The sequence below is a fragment of the Streptomyces sp. NBC_01689 genome (assembly GCF_036250675.1).
Classification (GTDB): Bacteria; Actinomycetota; Actinomycetes; order Streptomycetales; family Streptomycetaceae; genus Streptomyces.
The window spans coordinates 749,958-766,720 of sequence record NZ_CP109592.1; the positions used below are offsets into that span (position 1 = coordinate 749,958).

16 protein-coding genes are annotated in these 16,763 nt (G+C 72.0%); 4 read left to right on the forward strand and 12 right to left on the reverse strand.

The window, feature by feature from the left end; all coding sequences use genetic code 11:
* Positions 1–77: 77 nt before the first annotated feature.
* A complete protein-coding gene (locus OG776_RS02955; RefSeq protein ID WP_148007285.1) occupies positions 78–677 on the forward strand; it encodes a TetR/AcrR family transcriptional regulator in 600 nt (199 codons plus the stop codon).
* A 211-nt stretch (positions 678–888) separates the two neighbouring features.
* Here the strand turns inward: OG776_RS02955 and OG776_RS02960 are convergent, their stop codons facing one another.
* From OG776_RS02960 to OG776_RS02975, 4 genes are all read right to left on the reverse strand, one after another.
* Complete coding sequence (locus OG776_RS02960) at positions 889–2,316, reverse strand: RICIN domain-containing protein (protein ID WP_329318669.1); 1,428 nt, start codon at positions 2,314–2,316, stop codon at positions 889–891.
* Positions 2,317–2,961: 645 nt separating this feature from the next.
* Positions 2,962–3,501, reverse strand: coding sequence for an EF-hand domain-containing protein (locus OG776_RS02965; protein ID WP_148014868.1), 540 nt, complete (start codon positions 3,499–3,501; stop codon positions 2,962–2,964).
* Between the two features lie 350 nt (positions 3,502–3,851).
* Positions 3,852–4,256 carry an ArsR/SmtB family transcription factor gene (locus OG776_RS02970; protein ID WP_329318672.1) on the reverse strand — a complete coding sequence of 135 codons (405 nt, stop codon included), beginning with the start codon at positions 4,254–4,256 and terminating at the stop codon, positions 3,852–3,854.
* Positions 4,253–4,699, reverse strand: a complete 447-nt coding sequence (locus tag OG776_RS02975) for an SRPBCC domain-containing protein (RefSeq protein WP_329318674.1) — start codon at positions 4,697–4,699, stop codon at positions 4,253–4,255. The genes OG776_RS02970 and OG776_RS02975 overlap by 4 nt, the downstream gene beginning before the upstream one ends.
* 187 nt (positions 4,700–4,886) lie before the next feature.
* On the opposite strand from OG776_RS02975, the gene OG776_RS02980 reads away from it, so the two are divergent.
* Together OG776_RS02980 and OG776_RS02985 are read left to right on the forward strand one after the other, a co-directional pair.
* Positions 4,887–5,126: a hypothetical protein gene (locus tag OG776_RS02980; RefSeq protein WP_168533035.1), complete on the forward strand. Its 240-nt coding sequence runs from the start codon at positions 4,887–4,889 to the stop codon at positions 5,124–5,126.
* Positions 5,126–5,509, forward strand: a complete 384-nt coding sequence (locus OG776_RS02985; RefSeq protein WP_148014990.1) for a toxin Doc — start codon at positions 5,126–5,128, stop codon at positions 5,507–5,509. The genes OG776_RS02980 and OG776_RS02985 overlap by 1 nt, the downstream gene beginning before the upstream one ends.
* A 19-nt stretch (positions 5,510–5,528) precedes the next feature.
* Here OG776_RS02985 and OG776_RS02990 read toward each other — a convergent pair whose 3' ends face one another.
* The 8 genes from OG776_RS02990 to OG776_RS03025 all read right to left on the reverse strand — a co-directional run bounded on the left by OG776_RS02990 (position 5,529) and on the right by OG776_RS03025 (position 15,726).
* The gene (locus OG776_RS02990) at positions 5,529–6,245 is read right to left on the reverse strand and encodes a tetratricopeptide repeat protein (RefSeq protein ID WP_329318678.1); all 717 of its coding nucleotides are present in this window, start codon (positions 6,243–6,245) and stop codon (positions 5,529–5,531) included.
* Between the two features lie 150 nt (positions 6,246–6,395).
* Positions 6,396–7,595 carry a PP2C family protein-serine/threonine phosphatase gene (locus OG776_RS02995; protein WP_148014988.1) on the reverse strand — a complete coding sequence of 400 codons (1,200 nt, stop codon included), beginning with the start codon at positions 7,593–7,595 and terminating at the stop codon, positions 6,396–6,398.
* A 272-nt stretch (positions 7,596–7,867) separates the two neighbouring features.
* Positions 7,868–10,438 carry a SpoIIE family protein phosphatase gene (locus tag OG776_RS03000; protein WP_329318680.1) on the reverse strand — a complete coding sequence of 857 codons (2,571 nt, stop codon included), beginning with the start codon at positions 10,436–10,438 and terminating at the stop codon, positions 7,868–7,870.
* 306 nt (positions 10,439–10,744) lie between these two features.
* The gene (locus tag OG776_RS03005) at positions 10,745–11,563 is read right to left on the reverse strand and encodes a citryl-CoA lyase (protein WP_329318682.1); all 819 of its coding nucleotides are present in this window, start codon (positions 11,561–11,563) and stop codon (positions 10,745–10,747) included.
* Positions 11,556–12,833, reverse strand: coding sequence for a CaiB/BaiF CoA transferase family protein (locus OG776_RS03010; RefSeq protein WP_329318684.1), 1,278 nt, complete (start codon positions 12,831–12,833; stop codon positions 11,556–11,558). The genes OG776_RS03005 and OG776_RS03010 overlap by 8 nt, the downstream gene beginning before the upstream one ends.
* A gap of 3 nt (positions 12,834–12,836) precedes the next feature.
* Positions 12,837–14,327: an amidohydrolase family protein gene (locus OG776_RS03015; protein WP_148014984.1), complete on the reverse strand. Its 1,491-nt coding sequence runs from the start codon at positions 14,325–14,327 to the stop codon at positions 12,837–12,839.
* Positions 14,324–14,848: a DoxX family protein gene (locus tag OG776_RS03020; RefSeq protein ID WP_148014983.1), complete on the reverse strand. Its 525-nt coding sequence runs from the start codon at positions 14,846–14,848 to the stop codon at positions 14,324–14,326. The genes OG776_RS03015 and OG776_RS03020 overlap by 4 nt, the downstream gene beginning before the upstream one ends.
* Positions 14,845–15,726, reverse strand: a complete 882-nt coding sequence (locus tag OG776_RS03025) for a dioxygenase family protein (RefSeq protein ID WP_148014982.1) — start codon at positions 15,724–15,726, stop codon at positions 14,845–14,847. The genes OG776_RS03020 and OG776_RS03025 overlap by 4 nt, the downstream gene beginning before the upstream one ends.
* Positions 15,727–15,880: 154 nt before the next feature.
* Here OG776_RS03025 and OG776_RS03030 point away from each other — a divergent pair, with 154 nt between their 5' ends.
* On the forward strand, positions 15,881–16,687 hold the full coding sequence (locus OG776_RS03030) for an IclR family transcriptional regulator domain-containing protein (protein ID WP_148014981.1): 807 nt from the start codon (positions 15,881–15,883) through the stop codon (positions 16,685–16,687).
* Positions 16,688–16,763 lie beyond the last annotated feature (76 nt).

Here is a 16,763-nt window from a genome sequence, read left to right on the forward strand (position 1 = left end):
TAGAGAGGGTAGCCTGATGCCACACAAATGACCAAGCGGTCACCAGAGGTCCGGGGGTGCGGCGGTAGATTCCCCGTATGGCCACCGCACAGACTCCGCCCGCCCGCCCCCGTCGCGTCCGCGACCCGGAACTGCACCGTCGCGTCATCCTCGACGCCGCGGCCCGCGCCTTCGCCGAGCGCGGCTACAACCGTGCCACGCTGCGTGACATCGCCCGGCGGGCCGGAGTCACCCACGGACTGGTGCTGCGGCACTTCGGCAGCAAGGAGAAGCTGTTTCTCGCGGCGGTTCCGGGCACCCGCTCCGTCGAGGACCTCGCGGAGGACTCCGGCGAGCCCCTGGCCGCCCGCATCGCCCGGGAGTTCGTCCGCCGCCTGGAGGACCCCGAGGACACCGACACCTTCGTCGCCCTGATGCGCAGCGCCACGGACGACGAGCACGCCGCCGCGAAGCTGTACATCGCCATGCAGCAGCGCACCGACGAGACCTACCGTCGGCTGCTCGGCGCGCACGCGCTGGAGCACCGGGTCCCGTTCATGGCCGCCCTGCTGGTCGGCGTGACCTTCAGCCGGTATGTGATCAAGGCCGGGTCGCTGGCGGAGATGAGTGTGGAGCGCTTCACGGAGGACCTGACCGTCTCCATCGACGCGCTGCTCCACGAGCACCCGCGGAGCTGACGCCCGCACCGCCCGACGGCCGCCGGTGGCGAGCCCGACGCGGGCTGTACGCCGGGCCCGACGCACAGCAGCCGGTCTGCGGCCTACGCACCTCCGGGTCACCGCCCTGTCCCACCCTGACACCCCGTCCGGCCCTGCGGGAACGGGTCCCGGGACGCCGCCGCCCGGCACACACGTGGTGTGCCGGGCGGCGACGGGCCTGCCCCTCCCGTCAGGCGGGGAGGTGGAACTGCTGGTTGGTGCCACCGGCGCAGGTCCAGATCTGCAGCCGGGCCCCGTTCGCCGTCGACTTGTCGGTGACGTCCAGGCACTTGCCGGACACGGGGTTCACCAGGGTGTCACCGCTGCCGCGCTGCCAGACCTGAGCACCGGTGCCGTTGCAGTCGTAGAGCTGGACCTTGGTGCCGTTGGCGGTGCCCGCCGCGGTGAGGTCCATGCACTTGCCGAGGCTGCGGACGGTGTTGTCGGAACCGACCGTCCACTGCTGCGCGGTGGTGCCGTTGCAGTCGTACATCTGGACGGCGGTGCCGTTCGCGCTGCTCGCCGAGGCGACGTCCACGCACTTGCCGCCGAGGCCGGTGATCTGTCCGGTGGAACCGGTGGGCGGCGGCGGGGTGGTCCCGCCGGTCACGGAGTTGAACGTGCTGGAGAACTGCCAGGCGCTCTGCGGCGTGCCGCTGCAGGTGTCGGAGAGCTGCCCGTTCGTGGCGCACGCCTTGTCGCGGCCGAGTGCCCAGAACGCGAGTTCCTGGATGCCCTTGGACTTGGCGAAGTTGGCGAGCGTCGTGGCGTTCCCGGTGGTGAAGATCTCGCTGGTGTCGTCGTTGACCCCGATCATCGGGGTGTTGCCCTCCATCGCCCACAGCTGCGCGTCGGACTTCTCCGGCCAGATGGCGCCGAGTTGACCGCGCAGGGCCGTCGCCGCGTCGGTGGCCGCCTTGCCCATGTCCCGGGTTCCGTCGTAGTAGTCCATCGTCATGATGTTGACGAGGTTGACGTCGAGCCCGTTGCTCTTGGCGTTGGACAGCAGCTTCGTCCCGTTGCCGTCCAGCCCGTTCGGCATGGCCGGCAGGGTGTACTGGACGTCGAGCTTGCGCCCCGCGGCGGCGTACTCCTGCTGGAGCTGCGCGAGCGCCTTGTTGCGGCGGTCGTTGGCGGCGGTGTCGGCGATCGCGCCGCCCTCGATGTCGAAGTCGACACGGGTGAGGTTGAGGGTGTCGATGACCTTCTTGTACTGGGCCTTGAGCGAGGCCACGCTGGTACAGGCCTGGGCCTCTTCGACGCCTGAGGCGCCACCGAAGGAGGCGATCACGTCGCCGCCCGCGCTCCGTAGCGAGTTGATCGCGGAGGTCCAGCCGGAGTCGGTGACCGGCGTGTCCCCGTTGAACATGGCGTTGCAGCCGCCGCCGTCGATCACGAAGGCGAGCGTGAAGTACTTGAGGCCCGTCGCGTTGCGGGCGTTGGTCATGGCCGAGGGCGAGTTCCAGGTCTCGACGTACGGCGCGGCGTAGTGCGCGGGGAAGCCGGGCCCGGGGTTGGCGGCGGCGCTCGCGGAGCCGCCGGCGGCGACGACGGCGGTGGCGGCCAGGGCGAGGACGGCGGGGGCGGTGGCGAGGGCTCGGACGGCGGATCTGATCACAAGACGGCTCCTGTCATGAGCGCGAGGGGGCGCGATGATGCGGGGGGGGTGCCGTGAGTGGAGCATCGGGGACGCGAAGGCGGTTCACGTGGTTGTCATCGATTCCGCCACGTGAACATCCGACGAGCGATGACGGTATGGACTAGACCAGCTTCACGTCAATACCCTTGAATCCGGGAAGAGTTCGGGCGGGCGAGATCGCCGCCGCCGGCGGCGGCGGCTCCGCGCGTCCGACGGCCGCAGCCGGAACACCGTGCGGGTGTGACGCACCGGGCCGTTCCGGTGCGGACGCGCCCGTGCCGGAGCCGACGCGGACGCTGCCGCCGGTGGCGCGGGTCGCCTCCGGCATCGGCGCCGAAGCCGCTCACACCGGAGGCTGCGCCGACGCCGCATCCCCCGCGGGCGCCGGTCAGCGGCGGTCCCGGTTCCTCACCCGCCGGAGCACGTCGACAGGCCCCGCCCCGGAATGCGGGCGGGGCCACGGACGTGCGTCATCACCGGATCGTAGAGCCGGGCCGCAACGTCCGCCGCGTGGGGCGCACTTGGCTGCCTGCCGTCGTCCGTGCCCCTCGACGCCGGGCCGGATCAGGGCCGACCTGCCCCGGGCGGCGCGGGGCGGCGCGGTACGGATATCCGGAACAGCCGCTAGCCGGGGAAGCGGCCGCAGAGCCAGTTGCCCGGCTCCGTCGGGTCGTCGCTGGTCCAGAACTGGTGCCAGAGGGACGCGAACTCCTCGCGGTCGAGATGGCCGTCGCCGTTCCGGTCGAGCCGTTCGAAGACGCCGGTCATGTCGACGGGCCGTCCGTTCCAGGTCTCGACGAGCCTGCGGTGCTCCTCCGGGGAGATACGGCCGTCACCATTGGCGTCGACGGCGTCGAACACGGTGTCCGCGGTCGCGGTGACGGCGTCGGACAGGGTGGGCAACCGGTCGACGAGGGTGAGCAGTTCACCCAGGTCGACGGTGCCGTCCCCGTGGGCGTTCCCGGCCTCCAGGAGCGCGTCCCACCAGCCCATCAGCAACGTCTCGACGCGCGCCCGCAGGGGCGTTCCGGGCCCCACCGCCGGGAGTCGGCTCCAGCGGGCGACGAGCGCCGTGAAGTCGTCCTCGCGCAGGTAGCCGTCCCCGTCCGCGTCGAACGCGGCGAACATCCCCTTGAGCTTGCGCTCCTGAAACGCGCTGGCCACGAGCGGCCTCCCTCGACGCCGAACCGAACCACGGACCGCACGCACATGGACCGCACGCCCACGGGCCGCGGGCACACACCCGCGGGCGCGCGGACCACGGGCGCACGGACCACCGAACAGCAGATCGCGACCGCCGGACGCGTGCTTCCCCGTTCGCAGTCGCCACGGACAGCGTAGATCGAAACGCGCCCACGGCCCCAGGAGCACATATGGCCGAAGGGTCACCCCGTCGGACGGGGTGACCCTTCGGCCGTCGAGCCCTCCTCGCGTGTCCCGGCTCCGGCCCCGGCCTCGTCCGGGACACCTCCGGTCCGAGGACCGCCGGGCACCTGTCCCGGTCCGACGACCGGTCAGGGCGTGTCCCGGGCGTCGGGTGGCGGGACGGCTCCGCCGCCCGCCCCCTCCCCCGCCGCCCGCTCCGCCGCCTCGGCACGGTGCTTGATGTCGGCCAGCCTCCGGTCCCAGTCGGCGGCGAGCGCCGCCATCCAGCGGGCCGTGGTGCTCAGCGCCGCGGGCCGTACCGCGTAGCGCACCTCGCGTCCGACCCTGCCACCGGTGACCAGTCCCGCGGCGTCCAGGACGGACAGGTGCTTGACCACCGCCTGGCGCGAGACGGGAAGCTCCTCGGCGAGGGTCGTCGCGGTGGCCTCGCCCCGCGCGGCGAGCAGTTCGAGCAGGTGGCGCCGTGTCGGGTCGGCGAGCGCGACGAAGACGCTGTCGACGTTCCCTGCCGCGCCGGGACGTTCCTGGGTCACGCGGAGGGCTGTTCGGCACGCGTCTTGAGCGCGCCGAGTTCCAGGGGCCAGCCCTCGGTGTGGTCCTTCAGGTTCTGGGCGCGCAGTTCCTCGGATCCGGCCAGCGTCGCGAATCCGCTCTCCACGACCCGCAGCCGCGTCCGGTCCCCTTCCCGGGTCAACGTGAACTCCACGAGGGTGCTGTTGTCCTCGCGCAGCTCCTGCCCGGGGAACGCGCTGGTCCAGCGGTACGCCAGATACGTCGGCGGATCGACCTTCTCCACACGTACCGGGAAGTCCCCGTGCTCGGCGTTCTTCGCGATCAGCGACTCCCCTTCCCTGGCGACGGTGCCGGGAAGGCTCGCCTTGTCGGCCACCCAGAACCCGGGCTGGGCCACCAGTTCCCAGACCCGTTCCAGGGATGCCTCGATCAGGGTCTCGCGTTCGATGCGGTCCTCGCTCATGGGGAATCTCCGTCCGTACTGGTTTCTGATGCAACTCCAGGGTTGCACATTGATCCGCCACAAGCAACCTGCCGGTTGCATCCGAGGGCCTGAAGACGCTCGCACCGGAGCCGCGGCGGGCGCCCGGGACGGCCGACTTTCACCCCTCGTCTGGCCTGGCTGGTACCAGGTAGGTACCATGCTGGGCATGCCATCACTGAATGTGACGTTCACGGACGAGGAAATGGAAGGTGTGCGCGCGGCCGCCTCGGCGGAGGGCAAGAGCCTGAAGCAGTACATGCACGATCTCGGCGTACGGGAGATGCACCGCAAGCGGTTCGTCGCGGGCGCCACCTCGTGGGCGGACAAGCTGCACGCCGAGTTCGACGAGGCCTTCCCTGACGAGGTCCCACCCTCGCAGCGTGGCGACGGGGTCGCCGCCGCCTGATGACCGAGATCCTGTACATCGATGTCTCCTGGCTGCTGGACGTCCAGGAAGCCGCCCTGGGAACCGAGGACGTGTCGGTCACCGACTACTCGGCCCTGGTAGCGGCCGTCGCGCGGCACAAGACGCGCATGCCGACCCTGCAGACGTCCAACCCCGACACGGCGTGGCGCGCGGCGGCGCTGCTGCACACCGTCGTACGTCTCGAACCGCTGCCCCATCGCAACAGCCTCTTCGCCGCCTTCGTCGCCGCGCAGTACATGGACCAGTCCGGCGAGGGGATCGATCCTCCCTACGGCAGCCTGTCCGACCTGATCAGAAAGGTCCGGGAGACCCGCCTGCCGATCTACGCCGTCGCGGAGGTCCTGCGCTCCTGGCGGATCTGACCACCATGGAGTGCGGCGCTCAGTAGAAGTCGCCCCGGTGGTGCGGGGGGTTGACGGCGTCGCGCCGCTGCCGCAGCAGGCCCGCCGCTCCGTTCGCCGCGATCTCCCGCAGGTGGGCCTGGCTCTGCAGCATCATCATCGACCCCAGCGCGTGGCGTACGGTCAGCGGGTTGTCCACACAGGCCTGGTACAGCGCGGCGGCGCTCTGGGGGTCCTGGTACAGGGTCCGGTAGACCTCGGCCGCACGGTACTGGCCGTACGGGTGGTTGCGTGCGGCGGCCGCCAGGAAGTGCTCCAGCGCGTGTTCGGCGGGCGTGCGGGCCACGGGCAGCAGCCGCTCCAGGTACAGGTCCCCCAGGGCCAGCATGGCTTCGGGTTCGCCCAGTTGGGCCGCCGAGCGGTACCAGCGGGCCGCCTCGTCGAACGACTGCGGGACGCCCGCCGGGGGGCAGCCCTGGTGGTACAGCGTGGCGAGGTAGTACGCCGCTCGCGGTGAACCGGTGCTCTGCCGCAGCCGCGGCAGCGCGCTGGCGTAGCGTCCCTGTACGTAGTCGATGTGTCCGAGCAGTTCGATGGCGGCGCTGTGACCGGCCGCCGCCGCGGTCTCCAGGAAGGCGGTGGCCGCGTTCCGGTGCTCCGCGCTGTCCCAGCAGTGCAGACCGATCCGGTAGTACTCCTCGGCGCTGGTCGGCTCGTGTCCGTCCACGGTGAAGTTGGTCCCCTGCCACTGCACCACGTCGCTGCCTCTCTCGTCCTGACCTGCCTCGGCGGACGCCTCTCGTCATTGTGCCGCAGCCCGGCAAGGTCGCCGGGTCCCTGACGCGGGCGGCCGGTCCCGGACGGGGGGTTCTCGGCCACCGCCGCGCCAGGGTCGTCGCAGCCCGGGTCAGAGTCGGACGACGATCACGACCGTGTCGTCCGTCGCGACGCTCAACGTCGTCAGTTCCTCGGCCAGTTCCTCGACGTCGCCCTTGTGGTGACGGGCGAGATGGTCGGCGAGACGGCGCAGGCCCAGGTCGATGTCCTCACGGCGGCGCTCGATCAGCCCGTCGCTGTACAGGACGAGCGCGGCGCCGTCCGCGTAGGTGGTCGTGGCCTGCGGGCGGGGGCGGTGTTCGGGGTCGGCCCCGAGGGGCGGATCCGTCGCCCGGTCCAGGAACTCCACCGTGCCGTCCGGGTGGACCAGGGCCGGCGGCGGGTGGCCGGCGCTGCTGTACGTGATCCGGTGGTCGTCCTCGTCGATGACGGTCTGCACGGCGGTACTGGCGAGGGCGCCGTCGACGGAACGCGCGTACAGGTCGAGCCCGTCGAGTGCGGTGGCGGGCCCGTCGACGACGCGCATGGCGGCGCTCAGGGCGCTGCGCAGCTGGCCCATGATTCCCGCCGCCGCCAGGCCGTGCCCGACCACGTCACCCACCGCGACGGCCGCCGCCCCGCAGGCGAGCTGTGTCACCTCGTACCAGTCCCCGCAGACGTTGAGGGTGTCCTCGGCCGGCCGGTAGCGGACCGCCGCGCGGTGCCGGTCGAGCCGCTCGGGAGCGGGGAGCATCGCCTCCTGCAGCGCCAGGGCGACCTGGCGTTCGCGCGCGTTGGCCTGCCGCAGCCGGTCGTTGACCTGCTGCAGCTCGCGGGAGCGCGCGTACAGCTCGAACTGCGTCCGCAGGCGCCGTTCGTCGGACTCCGGACCACAGGCGCGCACGACCTCGGTGATCTCCTCCAGCCGGTGGACGACCAGCACGATCTTTCCTTCGGCGTCCACCACGGGGGCGTTGATCGGGCTCCAGTAGCGCTCCTCGAACACCCCGGGCCGGGTGCGGTCCTCGACGTCGTGCCGCATCGGCCCCGCGACGTCCTGGACGCCGGTCTCCAGCACCCGCCCCAGCGACGCCCGGAGGTCGTCGGGCCCCTCCGGGTCCTTCGGGAAGGCGTCGAACACGTGCCGGTCAACGAGTTGGTGACGTGCGCGGCCGACCAGCCGCTGGTAGGACGTGTTGGCGTCCACGATGACAAGATCGGGCGTGAGCACCAGCATCGCGCTGGGTGACGCGTCGAAGATGCCCTGGTAGTCGATCTCCGGATCCTTCACGGCGCACCCCGCGGACAGGGACAGGGGCTCATGTCTTCCGTACCTCTGTCTCATGCTAGGCGTTCGCCCCTGCGAACCACGAACGGTGCCGGGGCGACCGCGGACGGTCCGGAACGGCCCCGCCGGGCCGCCGCCCCACTCCGGCGGCCGCCACCGAGTCGCCGCGGACGGACGCCCCCGGACGGCCATGTCCCGGACGAGCCGGACGCTCCGTCCCAGCAGTGGTCGCGTGTCGCCCGGCCCAGATCCGGCCGGTCACCGGACGCGCCCGCTCATTCGCGCTGGGGGACACGTACCCGGGACGCTCGCGACGGCGCCGGGCGCACCGGTCGTTCCGCGGATACGCGCTCCGGGCGCTCCCCCGGTCGGGGCGGCCCGCCACCCGTCCGCGCGGGCGGAGCGCCCGCGGTCAGGTCCTCCTCGGCCCAGACGACCTTACCGCCCGCCACCGAGCGGGTCCCCCACCTGCGGGACAGCTGGGCGACCAGGAACAGGCCGCGGCCGTTCTCGTCCGCGGAGTCCGCGCGCAGCAGCTGCGGTGAGCAGACGCTCGCGTCGGTCACTTCGCAGGTCAGGACGTGGTGCTGGATGAGTCGCAGACCGACCGGGCCGGTGGCGTGGCGCACGGCGTTGGTGACCAGTTCGCTGACGATCAGCTTCGTGGGGTCCGCCAGGCGTTCCAGGCCCCATTCGGTCAGCTGGCGGGCCGCCAGCTGCCGGGCGTCGCGGACGGAACTCTGGCCGCTCGGCAGGGTCCAGGAGGCGACCCGGGCGGGGCTCAGCACGCGGGTCCTGACGAGCAGCAGCGTGACGTCGTCCGACGGCGTCTCCCCGCGCAGGGTCTCCGTAGCCCCGGTGCAGAGGTCCTCCAGGGACCGGCCGGGCTGTGAGAGGGCCGTGCCCAGGCGCCGTATGCCCACGTCGATGTCCCGGTCGCGGCTCTCGACCAGGCCGTCCGTGTAGAGCGCGAGGAGGCTCCCCTCGGGCAGTTCCAGCTCCACGGACTCGAAGGGGACGCCCAGCCCGGTGCCGAGGGGCGTTCCGGTGGGCAGGTCGGGGACGGTGACCTCGCCCCGCGGGTCGATGATCACCGGCGGGGGGTGTCCGGCCCGAGCCATGACACACCGGCGGGTCACCGGGTCGTAGACGGCGTAGAGACAGGTGGCGCCCACCACGGCGGGTGGCTGGTCCGAGGCGTCGGCGTCCTCCTCGGCCAGTCGCTGGACGGTGTCGTCGAGGTGGGCGAGCAGTTCGCCCGGCGGCAGCTCCATGTCGGCGAGCGTGTGTACGGCGGTGCGGAGGCGGCCCATGTTCGCGGCGGCGTTGATGCCGTGTCCGACGACGTCGCCGACGACGAGGGCGACCCGGGCGCCGGACAGCGGGATCACGTCGAACCAGTCGCCCCCGACACCGTTCTCCATGTCCGCGGGCAGGTAGCGGGAAGCCGCCTCGACCGCCGTGCCTCCCCTCAACCGGTGCGGGAGCAGGGTGCGTTGGAGAGCAAGCGCAGCGGTGTGCTCGCGGGCGTACTGGCGGGCGTTGTCCAGGGACAGCGCGGCGCGGCCGACGAGTTCCTCGGCGAGCAGCAGATCGACGTCCTGGAACGGCCCCGGGTCCTCGGTCCGGATGAACAGCACCACCCCGAGCAGGGCGCGCCGTGCGCGGATGGGCACCACCATCAGGGAGTGCATGCCGTTCTCCCGGATCTTCCGTGCCCGCACCGGGTCCTCGTCGATCCAGCTGTGCGGAGCGTCGCCCAGGAACGGCTCCAGGTGGGAGCGCCCGGTGCGCAGGACGTCCATGAAGGGTGAGGCCTGCTGGACGAGAACCGGTTCACCGCGTACGAAGGGTGACTCCGGTATCCCCCGGTGGATCGAGGCGAGTCCGGCGCGGCGGAAGACGAGACGCTCACCGGTCGAGCCGAGGCGGACCGGCGGTCCTTCACCGTAGGGGACCGACTGCTCCAGGTCGACGGCGACGTAGTCGGCCAGCAGGGGTACGGCGAGGTCGGCCAGTTCCTGGCTGGTCTGCATCACGTCGAGGGTGCGGCCCAGACGGGTGCCCGCCTCGCTGAGAATGGTGAGCCGCTCGCGCGCCCGGCGGCTCTCGGTGACATCGATGCTGATGATGCACACGCCCAGCACCTGGCCGTCGGCGTCCAGCAGACAGAAGATCGACACCGCGAACGAGTGTTCCCTGCGCGGATCCGCCGGAAGGCGCAGCCGGTACTCGTGGAAGCCGGTGACGCCGGTCTTGAGGACCTGCCGCATCATCGTCTCGAGCACGTCCGCCTGGGCGCCGGACAGCACCTCGTTGAACCGGCGGCCGAGACGCCGGTCCCGTGGGACGCCGTCGTGGCGCTCCATCGTGTCGTCCACCCAGGTGCACCGCAGGTCCGGGTCGCGCACGACGACGCCGATGGGGGTGCGGGCGAGCAGCGACTCCCGCACGGACTCGCTCATGGCGCCCCAGGACACCTTGCCGATGTCGGTCAGGGACACGAGCCAGCCGACCGCCCCGTGGTGCCCCCGCAGCATCGAGATCCGGAGGCTGACGCTGAGCACACGGCCGTCCTTGTGGCACACCGACGTGGTCCCCGACCAGCCGTTCTGGGCACGGCACCGCTCGACGAACGCCGAAATGGTCGGCGCCTTGCCGGCTGAGGGGAGGACGAGTGCCGCGGACCGGCCCACCACGTCACCGGCGGAGTATCCGACCAGCCCCTCCGCGGCTCGCGTCCATCCCACCACCGTTCCCTGGTCGTCGAGCATCGCGATCGCCGAGTCCGACCTCTCGATCGCGCTCGTCCGATCACCTTGGGTCACCATGTCCGTGCTGGTCATCGCCGAAATCCTCAGGTAGCCGGGGAAGGCGGAACGGAGACGGGAGGCCGGTGGGCCGGCGCCGCCGCGGCCACCCGAAGGGGCCGGCCGGAGCGATGTCCGCTCCGGCTCCGCGCTCGGTTCCAGATGCGCTCGGGCCGGCGAACCGGCTCGATTTGCACCTTTCAGGCAATTGACCAGAAGAAAGACCGATATGTGACAAGCGGGGAGTGATGCCGCGCGATGACGTGGTGCCGGACCATCACGTGGTGCCAGGCCGTGACGTGGTCGCGCGGCACCGCGCGAAGCCCCTGCTCCCCTACTGCTTCACTCCCCTACCCCCCTACTCCCCTGGTCTTCGTAGGGACGCGGCGGAACGGACCGGTTGTTGAGGTCCACGGACAGGAAGATGTCCTTCGCGACCGGAGCGCGGAGTTCCTCGGCGAGCTGGCCGATGAGTCCGGCGGTCCGGGCGAGCAGCGCGAAGGCACGAAGGAGCTCCAGGGGCAGGCCGAGATCCGCGAGCGCCGCCCCGCACACCCCGGCGCCGTTGAGCGGCAGGGTCCGGCCCAACACCTGCGGATGCACACGGCCGATGGCGGCGAACAGGGAGAGGTGCGGGCCGGTGAGCCCCTCCTCCTCGGCGATGCGGAACAGCCGGGGCGTGCGCGGGTCGCCCTGTTTGTGCACGTGGTGCCCGAGCCCGGGAACCAGCCGGCCCGCCTCCCGCGCGGACCGCACCGCGCCGAGCGCGAGCGCGTCCCATTCCGTGTCGTCGGCCGGAGGGCCGCCCTCCCCCCCGGCCAGGACGTCGTGCAGGAATCTGCCGCAGTCCTCGGTGACGCCCAGGAAGCGCGAACCGCCACCGAGCAGACCGGCCGCGAGCGCTCCCTGGACGGAGTCGGGGGCGGACAGGAACGTCAGTCGCGCCGTGATGGCGGTCGGCGTGAACCCGTGGTCGGCGAGCGCGGCCAGCACCGCCTCGAAGACCCGGATCTCGCCCTTCGCCGGCCGTCGCTGTGTCGCGAGCCAGAACGCCAGCTCGCCGAAGCCCACCTCGCCCATGACCTCCTCGGCGAGGTCGTGGCCGAGCAGGGTGATGCGGTCGGGGGTCGAGGCGCCGAGCGCCGTCGGGTACTCAGGCATCACCGTTCTCCGTCCGTATCCGCGGGTCCTCGCCGTTCTCCGTCCGCACCCGTGGGCCCTCGCCGTTCTCCTTCCGAGCGCGCGCGCCCTCCCCGTTCGCCGTCCGTTCGCGCGGGTCCGGGCCGCCCTCCAGCCAGGCGCGTACGTCCTCGCCGTGCTCGTCGAGGACGGGCGGCGGCAGCCGGTAGGCGGCCGGTGTCTCGGAGAACCGGATCGGGTGCCGGGTCGTCGGCACCGCCCGCTCGCCCTCGCCGGCCTCGACCACCGGGTCGAGGCCGAAGCGCTCGGCCATGGCGAACCCGCCGTCGATCGTGTTGATCGGCCCGCACGGCACGCCCGCGGCGACCAGCAGATCGAACCACTCCAGCGCGCCGCGCGCCCGCAGCCGCTCCACCAGGATCGGCCGCAGTTCCTCCCGCCGCCCGGTGCGGTCCGCGTTGTGGCGGAAACGGGGGTCGTCGGCCGTCTCCGGGATGCCGAGCACCTCGCACAGTCTGCGGAACTGTCCGTCGTTGGCCGCGGTGACGATCAGGTCCCGGTCGGCGGTCGGCAGCGGCTCGTAGGGGAAGACACTGGGGTGGGCATTGCCCATCCGGTACGGCACGGTGCCGCCCGCGGCGTACGCGGAACTGTGGTTGACCAGCCCGGTCAGCGCCGAGGAGAGCAGATTGACCTCCACCAGCTGACCCCGTCCGGTGCTGTCGCGGTGCCGCAGCGCGGCCAGGATGCCGATGGCCGCGTGGTTCCCGGCCATCACGTCGAACACCGAGATGCCGGCCCGGTACGCGGGCCCCTCGGGGTCGCCGGTGAGGCTCATCAGTCCGGAGATCGCCTGGACCATCAGGTCGTACCCGGGAACGTCCCGCCCCGGGCCCGTGCCGAATCCGCTGATCGAGGCGTACACCACGCCCGGGTTCACCGCGCTCACCGAGGTGTGGTCCAGACCGTAGCGGGCCAGGCCGCCCGGCTTGAAGTTCTCGATCACCACGTCCGCCCGCCGGGCGAGTTCCCTGGCGAGCCGGGCGTCCCGGGGCTCACGGAAGTCGAGGACCACCGACCGCTTCCCCCGGTTGACGCCCAGGTAGTACGTCGCCACCCCGTCCCGCACGGGTGGCGTCCAGGTACGGGTGTCGTCCCCCGCCGGGCCCTCGACCTTGATCACGTCGGCCCCGAGGTCCGCCAGCAGCATCGTCGCGTACGGACCCGCCAGGATCCGCGAGAAATCCGCCACCAGCAGACCGTCGAGCGGCCCGCGCACACCGTCGGTCATGGGTTACGACTCCTCCTGCCGCACCGCGACGCCCTCGCCGCGATACGTGCTGTACGTGTAGGGGTTCGACACCGGCTCGGTGCGCGGGATCTCCGGCTCCAGGGCCTCCCGCCACGCCTCCTCGCCCAGCGTCGCGCGGGCGTGCTCGACCGTGGCGCCCACCGCCTCGCGCGCCCCGCGCAGGTCGACGCCGACCAGTTCGTGCCGGTACTTCACGACCCTGCCGTCGACGACGACCGTGTCCACGTCGGCCCGCTGGGCCTGGTAGACCACATGCCCGTAGGGGTGCAGGAGCGGGAACATGGCCGGATCACGGTCGTTCCTGATCAGGACGAGGTCCGCCTTCTTGCCCGGGGTCAGTGAGCCGATCCGGTCGTCGAGGCCGAGGACGCGCGCGCCGCCGAGGGTGGCCCACTCGACGACGTCCTGCGCCCGCAGCGTGTGGTGGACCACCGTCTCGCCGGCCGCGTGGGCCTCCAGGTGCTCGCGGGCACGGTCGGCGGAGAGCGTGGCCCGCATCGCGGAGAAGAGGTCGCCGCTGAACCACACGCTGGTGTCCATCGACAGCGACACCGGGATGCCGTGCCGGCGCAGTCTCCAGGTGGGCGGGTAACCCTGACCGGCGTTCTGCTCGCTCTCCGCGGACACCGACACCCGGCCGCCGGAGGCGGCGATCCGCTGGTAGGAGTCCTCGCTGAGCGTCGCGGAGTGCACATAGGTCACGTCCGGGGTCATGAACCCGTGGTCCCACATCAGCCGGATGCCGTCGTCGCCGGTCGCGCCCCAGACCCCGGCGTGCGTGGTGACGGGCAGACCGAGGTCACGGGCCGCCTCGAACGCGGCCTTCTCCGGGAACGCCGCGTCGCCCGTGACGTCGAACGCCAGCTGGAGCCCCAGCATGTCGTCCCGCGCGGAGAAGTGCCGGTCCACGAACCCGCGCATCTCGGGTGCCGTGGCCCACTCCCAGGGCGCGCCCAGCAGGTTCCCGTAGGCCAGGACGAAGCGGCCGGGCACGGACCGCAGCGCCTCGACGGCCGCGTCCCCGTGCTCGGGCGTCCGCAGGCCGTGCGACCAGTCCACCGTCGTGGTCACGCCCCCGTCGAGCGCCTCGACGGCGGACAGCAGGTTGCCCGCGTGGATGTCCTCGGGGCGGAAGATCTTGCCCCAGTTCAGGTAGTAGAAGACGAAGTACTGCGACAGCGTCCAGTCCGCGCCGAAACCGCGCAGCGCCGTCTGCCACATGTGCCGGTGTGTGTCGACCATGCCGGGCATCAGAATGCCCCCGGTGGCGTCGATCACGACCGCGTCCTCGGGCGCCGTCAGCGCGTGCCCGACCCGCTCGATCAGCCCCGCGCGCACCAGGACGTCGCCGCCCTCCAGGAGGCCGATCGCGGGGTCCATGGACAGCACGGTGGCGTTACGGAAGAGCAGCGGACGCCCGGAGTCGAGGTCGTCGGGCCGGGGGGTGTCGGAGTGCGGGGTGTCGATCGTCATGGAGTCACCTCGTTGTGCTGCTGTGCGCGGGTACGCAGGACCCGCGACCGGAGGACGAGAGGCACGGCGGCGGTGGCCACGCCGACCGCGAGGGCGGCGGTTCCCCACCCGGGGCCGTGGAGTGCGCCGAGTCCGGTCGCGTGGTCGAGGGACCAGGCGCCCGGGCCGGTGAAACCGAGGACGGCGGCCGTGGCGCCGTACCAGAAGGGGACCTCGCAGCCGCCCTGTTGGGCCCAGAACCCGTTCGGGGCGGTCGCCGCGGACGCCACGGTCATCGTGCCGACGACGACGGCGCTCCCGCCGGGGGTGAGCAGGCCGGCCGCGAGCGACACCGCGCCGGTCAGCTCGGCCAGCCCCGCGAGCAGGACCATCGGCCGGCCGGGCACGAAGCCCCATCGCTCGAAGACGACGGCCGTTCCGTCGGGTCCGGCGCCGCCGAACCGGCCGAACAGCTTCTGCGCGCCGTGTCCGCACAGGAGCACCGCGAGCAGCAGCCGCAGCAGCAGGAGGCCGAGGTTCACGGACGTGTCCCGTCCGGGGCCGAGGGCTGCAGCACGAAGTCGAACTCGGCGTGCAGATAGGGCGCGTCGACCGTGCTCCCGTCGGGGGCGGTTCCGGCCGGGCGTTCCCCGAAGTCCACCACCAGTTCGTCCTTGGTCCCGAAGACGACGTCGCTGTCCAGATAGGGGGAGCCGCTCCGGAACAGATGGGTGATCAGCCGGTCGTGGCCGGGGTGGTCGATGAGGAAGTGGATGTGCGCGGGCCTGAAGTGACTGATCCGGGTGCGGCCCACGAGCGCCCCGACCGGTCCGTCCATCGGGATGGCGTAACCGAGCGGCGCGATCGTGCGCACGCAGTACGTCCCGTCGGACCGCGTCCGGTACTTCGCGCGCAGCCGCGCCTCGTCGACCTCCGCGAGCTGCGCCTCGTAGGTACCGTCCGCGTCGGCCTGCCACACGTCCAGGACGACGTCCGGCAGCGGGGCACCGTCGAGTCCGAGCACCCGGCCGGTGACGAACAGCGGGGTCCCCTCGACACCGTCGGACATGTCGAAGCCGTACGGGGCCGGCGGCGAGCCGTCGATGTGGAACGGGCCGAGGACCGTGGCCGGCGTCGCGGCGGGTGCGAACCGGTGGTTGAGCTGCACGACGAGCGTGCTCAGGCCGAGCACGTCGGAGGCGAGGATGAACTCCTGCCGTTTGTCGTCGCTGATCCGCCCGGTGGCCGTGAGCCACTCCACGGCCGCCATCCACTCGTCCTCGGTGAGCCGGACCTCGCGGGCGAACGCGTGCAGGTGCCGCACCAGCGCCGTCGTCAGCTCGGCGACCCGGGGCGAATGGGCGGTGGCCCAGCGCTTCTCCGCGAGGTCGGTGAGATTCTCCTCCGTCACGAAGGCCATGGAATCCTCCTTGGTCCGGCCTGCCCGACGTTCTGCGGACGACCGTCCGCACAGCGGTCAATCTGCCGCATGGTTGAGCATGAAACAAGACCTCTGCACCGACCAAGGGGACTCACATCTGCCGGACCACTGTCCGCTCGGTTAGCCTGGCCGTATGCGCCGAGAAGGAAATCCCGAGTTCATCGAAGCCCTCGCCCGAGGGCTGGACGTGTTGCGCTGCTTCCGCCCGGGCAGCGACGCGATGTCCCTCAGCGAGATCGCCGGCGCCACGGGCCTCGCCCGCCCCACGGCCCGCAGGATCCTCATCACCCTGGAGCAGCTCGGCTACGTCCGTTCGCAGGAGCGCGGATTCTCCCTCACCCCCCGGGTGCTCGACCTCGGCAGCGCGTACGTCGGTTCGATGAACCTCTGGGATCTCGCCCGGCCCCACCTCCGCGAGCTGGTCCGGCAGACCGGCGAGTCCTGCTCGGTGGCCCAGCTCGACGGCTCCGACATCGTCTACGTGGCCAGGGTCGCCGTGCCGAAACTGGTCACCCTCGCCGTCACCGTCGGCACGAGGTTCCCCGCCCTGCAGACCTCGCTCGGCAAGGTCCTGCTGGCCAGCCTGTCCGCCGAGGAACTGGACAAGTCCCTGGCCGAACCGAGCCGTTCGGGCCTCACCCCACGCCGGACCCCGGACCGGGAGGAGATCGACGCCGTCCTGCGCGAGGTGCGGGCCAAGGGATGGGCGGTCACGGACCAGGAACTCGCGCCGGGCATCCGCTCGGTCGCCGCGCCCGTGCGCGACGGGGACGGCAGGACCGTGGCGGCCGTGAACGTCAACGCCCACGCCGCCGAGACCTCGGTGGAGACTCTGGCCGACCACCATCTGCCCCTGCTGCTGCGTGCGGCGAGCGCCATCAGTGGCGACTGGGCACTGTGGCGGGCACGCCCCCTGGAAACCCTCGACATCGCGCCCTGAGTCACGGTCCCGCGAGCCGGCCCTCCCGAACGTTCCAGCCCGAGCCGGACGGTCACCGGCCACCGCTCCGAAACCA

Excerpts from the sequence above, each read along its gene's own strand:
- OG776_RS02955 (WP_148007285.1), top strand. The coding sequence starts at position 78 with ATGGCCACCGCACAGACTCCGCCCGCCCGCCCCCGTCGCGTCCGCGAC.
- OG776_RS02975 (WP_329318674.1), bottom strand. The coding sequence starts at position 4,699 with ATGAGCGAGGACCGCATCGAACGCGAGACCCTGATCGAGGCATCCCTG.
- OG776_RS02980 (WP_168533035.1), top strand. The coding sequence starts at position 4,887 with ATGCCATCACTGAATGTGACGTTCACGGACGAGGAAATGGAAGGTGTG.
- OG776_RS02985 (WP_148014990.1), top strand. The coding sequence starts at position 5,126 with ATGACCGAGATCCTGTACATCGATGTCTCCTGGCTGCTGGACGTCCAG.
- OG776_RS03000 (WP_329318680.1), bottom strand. The coding sequence starts at position 10,438 with ATGACCAGCACGGACATGGTGACCCAAGGTGATCGGACGAGCGCGATC.
- OG776_RS03005 (WP_329318682.1), bottom strand. The coding sequence starts at position 11,563 with ATGCCTGAGTACCCGACGGCGCTCGGCGCCTCGACCCCCGACCGCATC.
- OG776_RS03010 (WP_329318684.1), bottom strand. The coding sequence starts at position 12,833 with ATGACCGACGGTGTGCGCGGGCCGCTCGACGGTCTGCTGGTGGCGGAT.
- OG776_RS03015 (WP_148014984.1), bottom strand. The coding sequence starts at position 14,327 with ATGACGATCGACACCCCGCACTCCGACACCCCCCGGCCCGACGACCTC.
- OG776_RS03025 (WP_148014982.1), bottom strand. The coding sequence starts at position 15,726 with ATGGCCTTCGTGACGGAGGAGAATCTCACCGACCTCGCGGAGAAGCGC.
- OG776_RS03030 (WP_148014981.1), top strand. The coding sequence starts at position 15,881 with ATGCGCCGAGAAGGAAATCCCGAGTTCATCGAAGCCCTCGCCCGAGGG.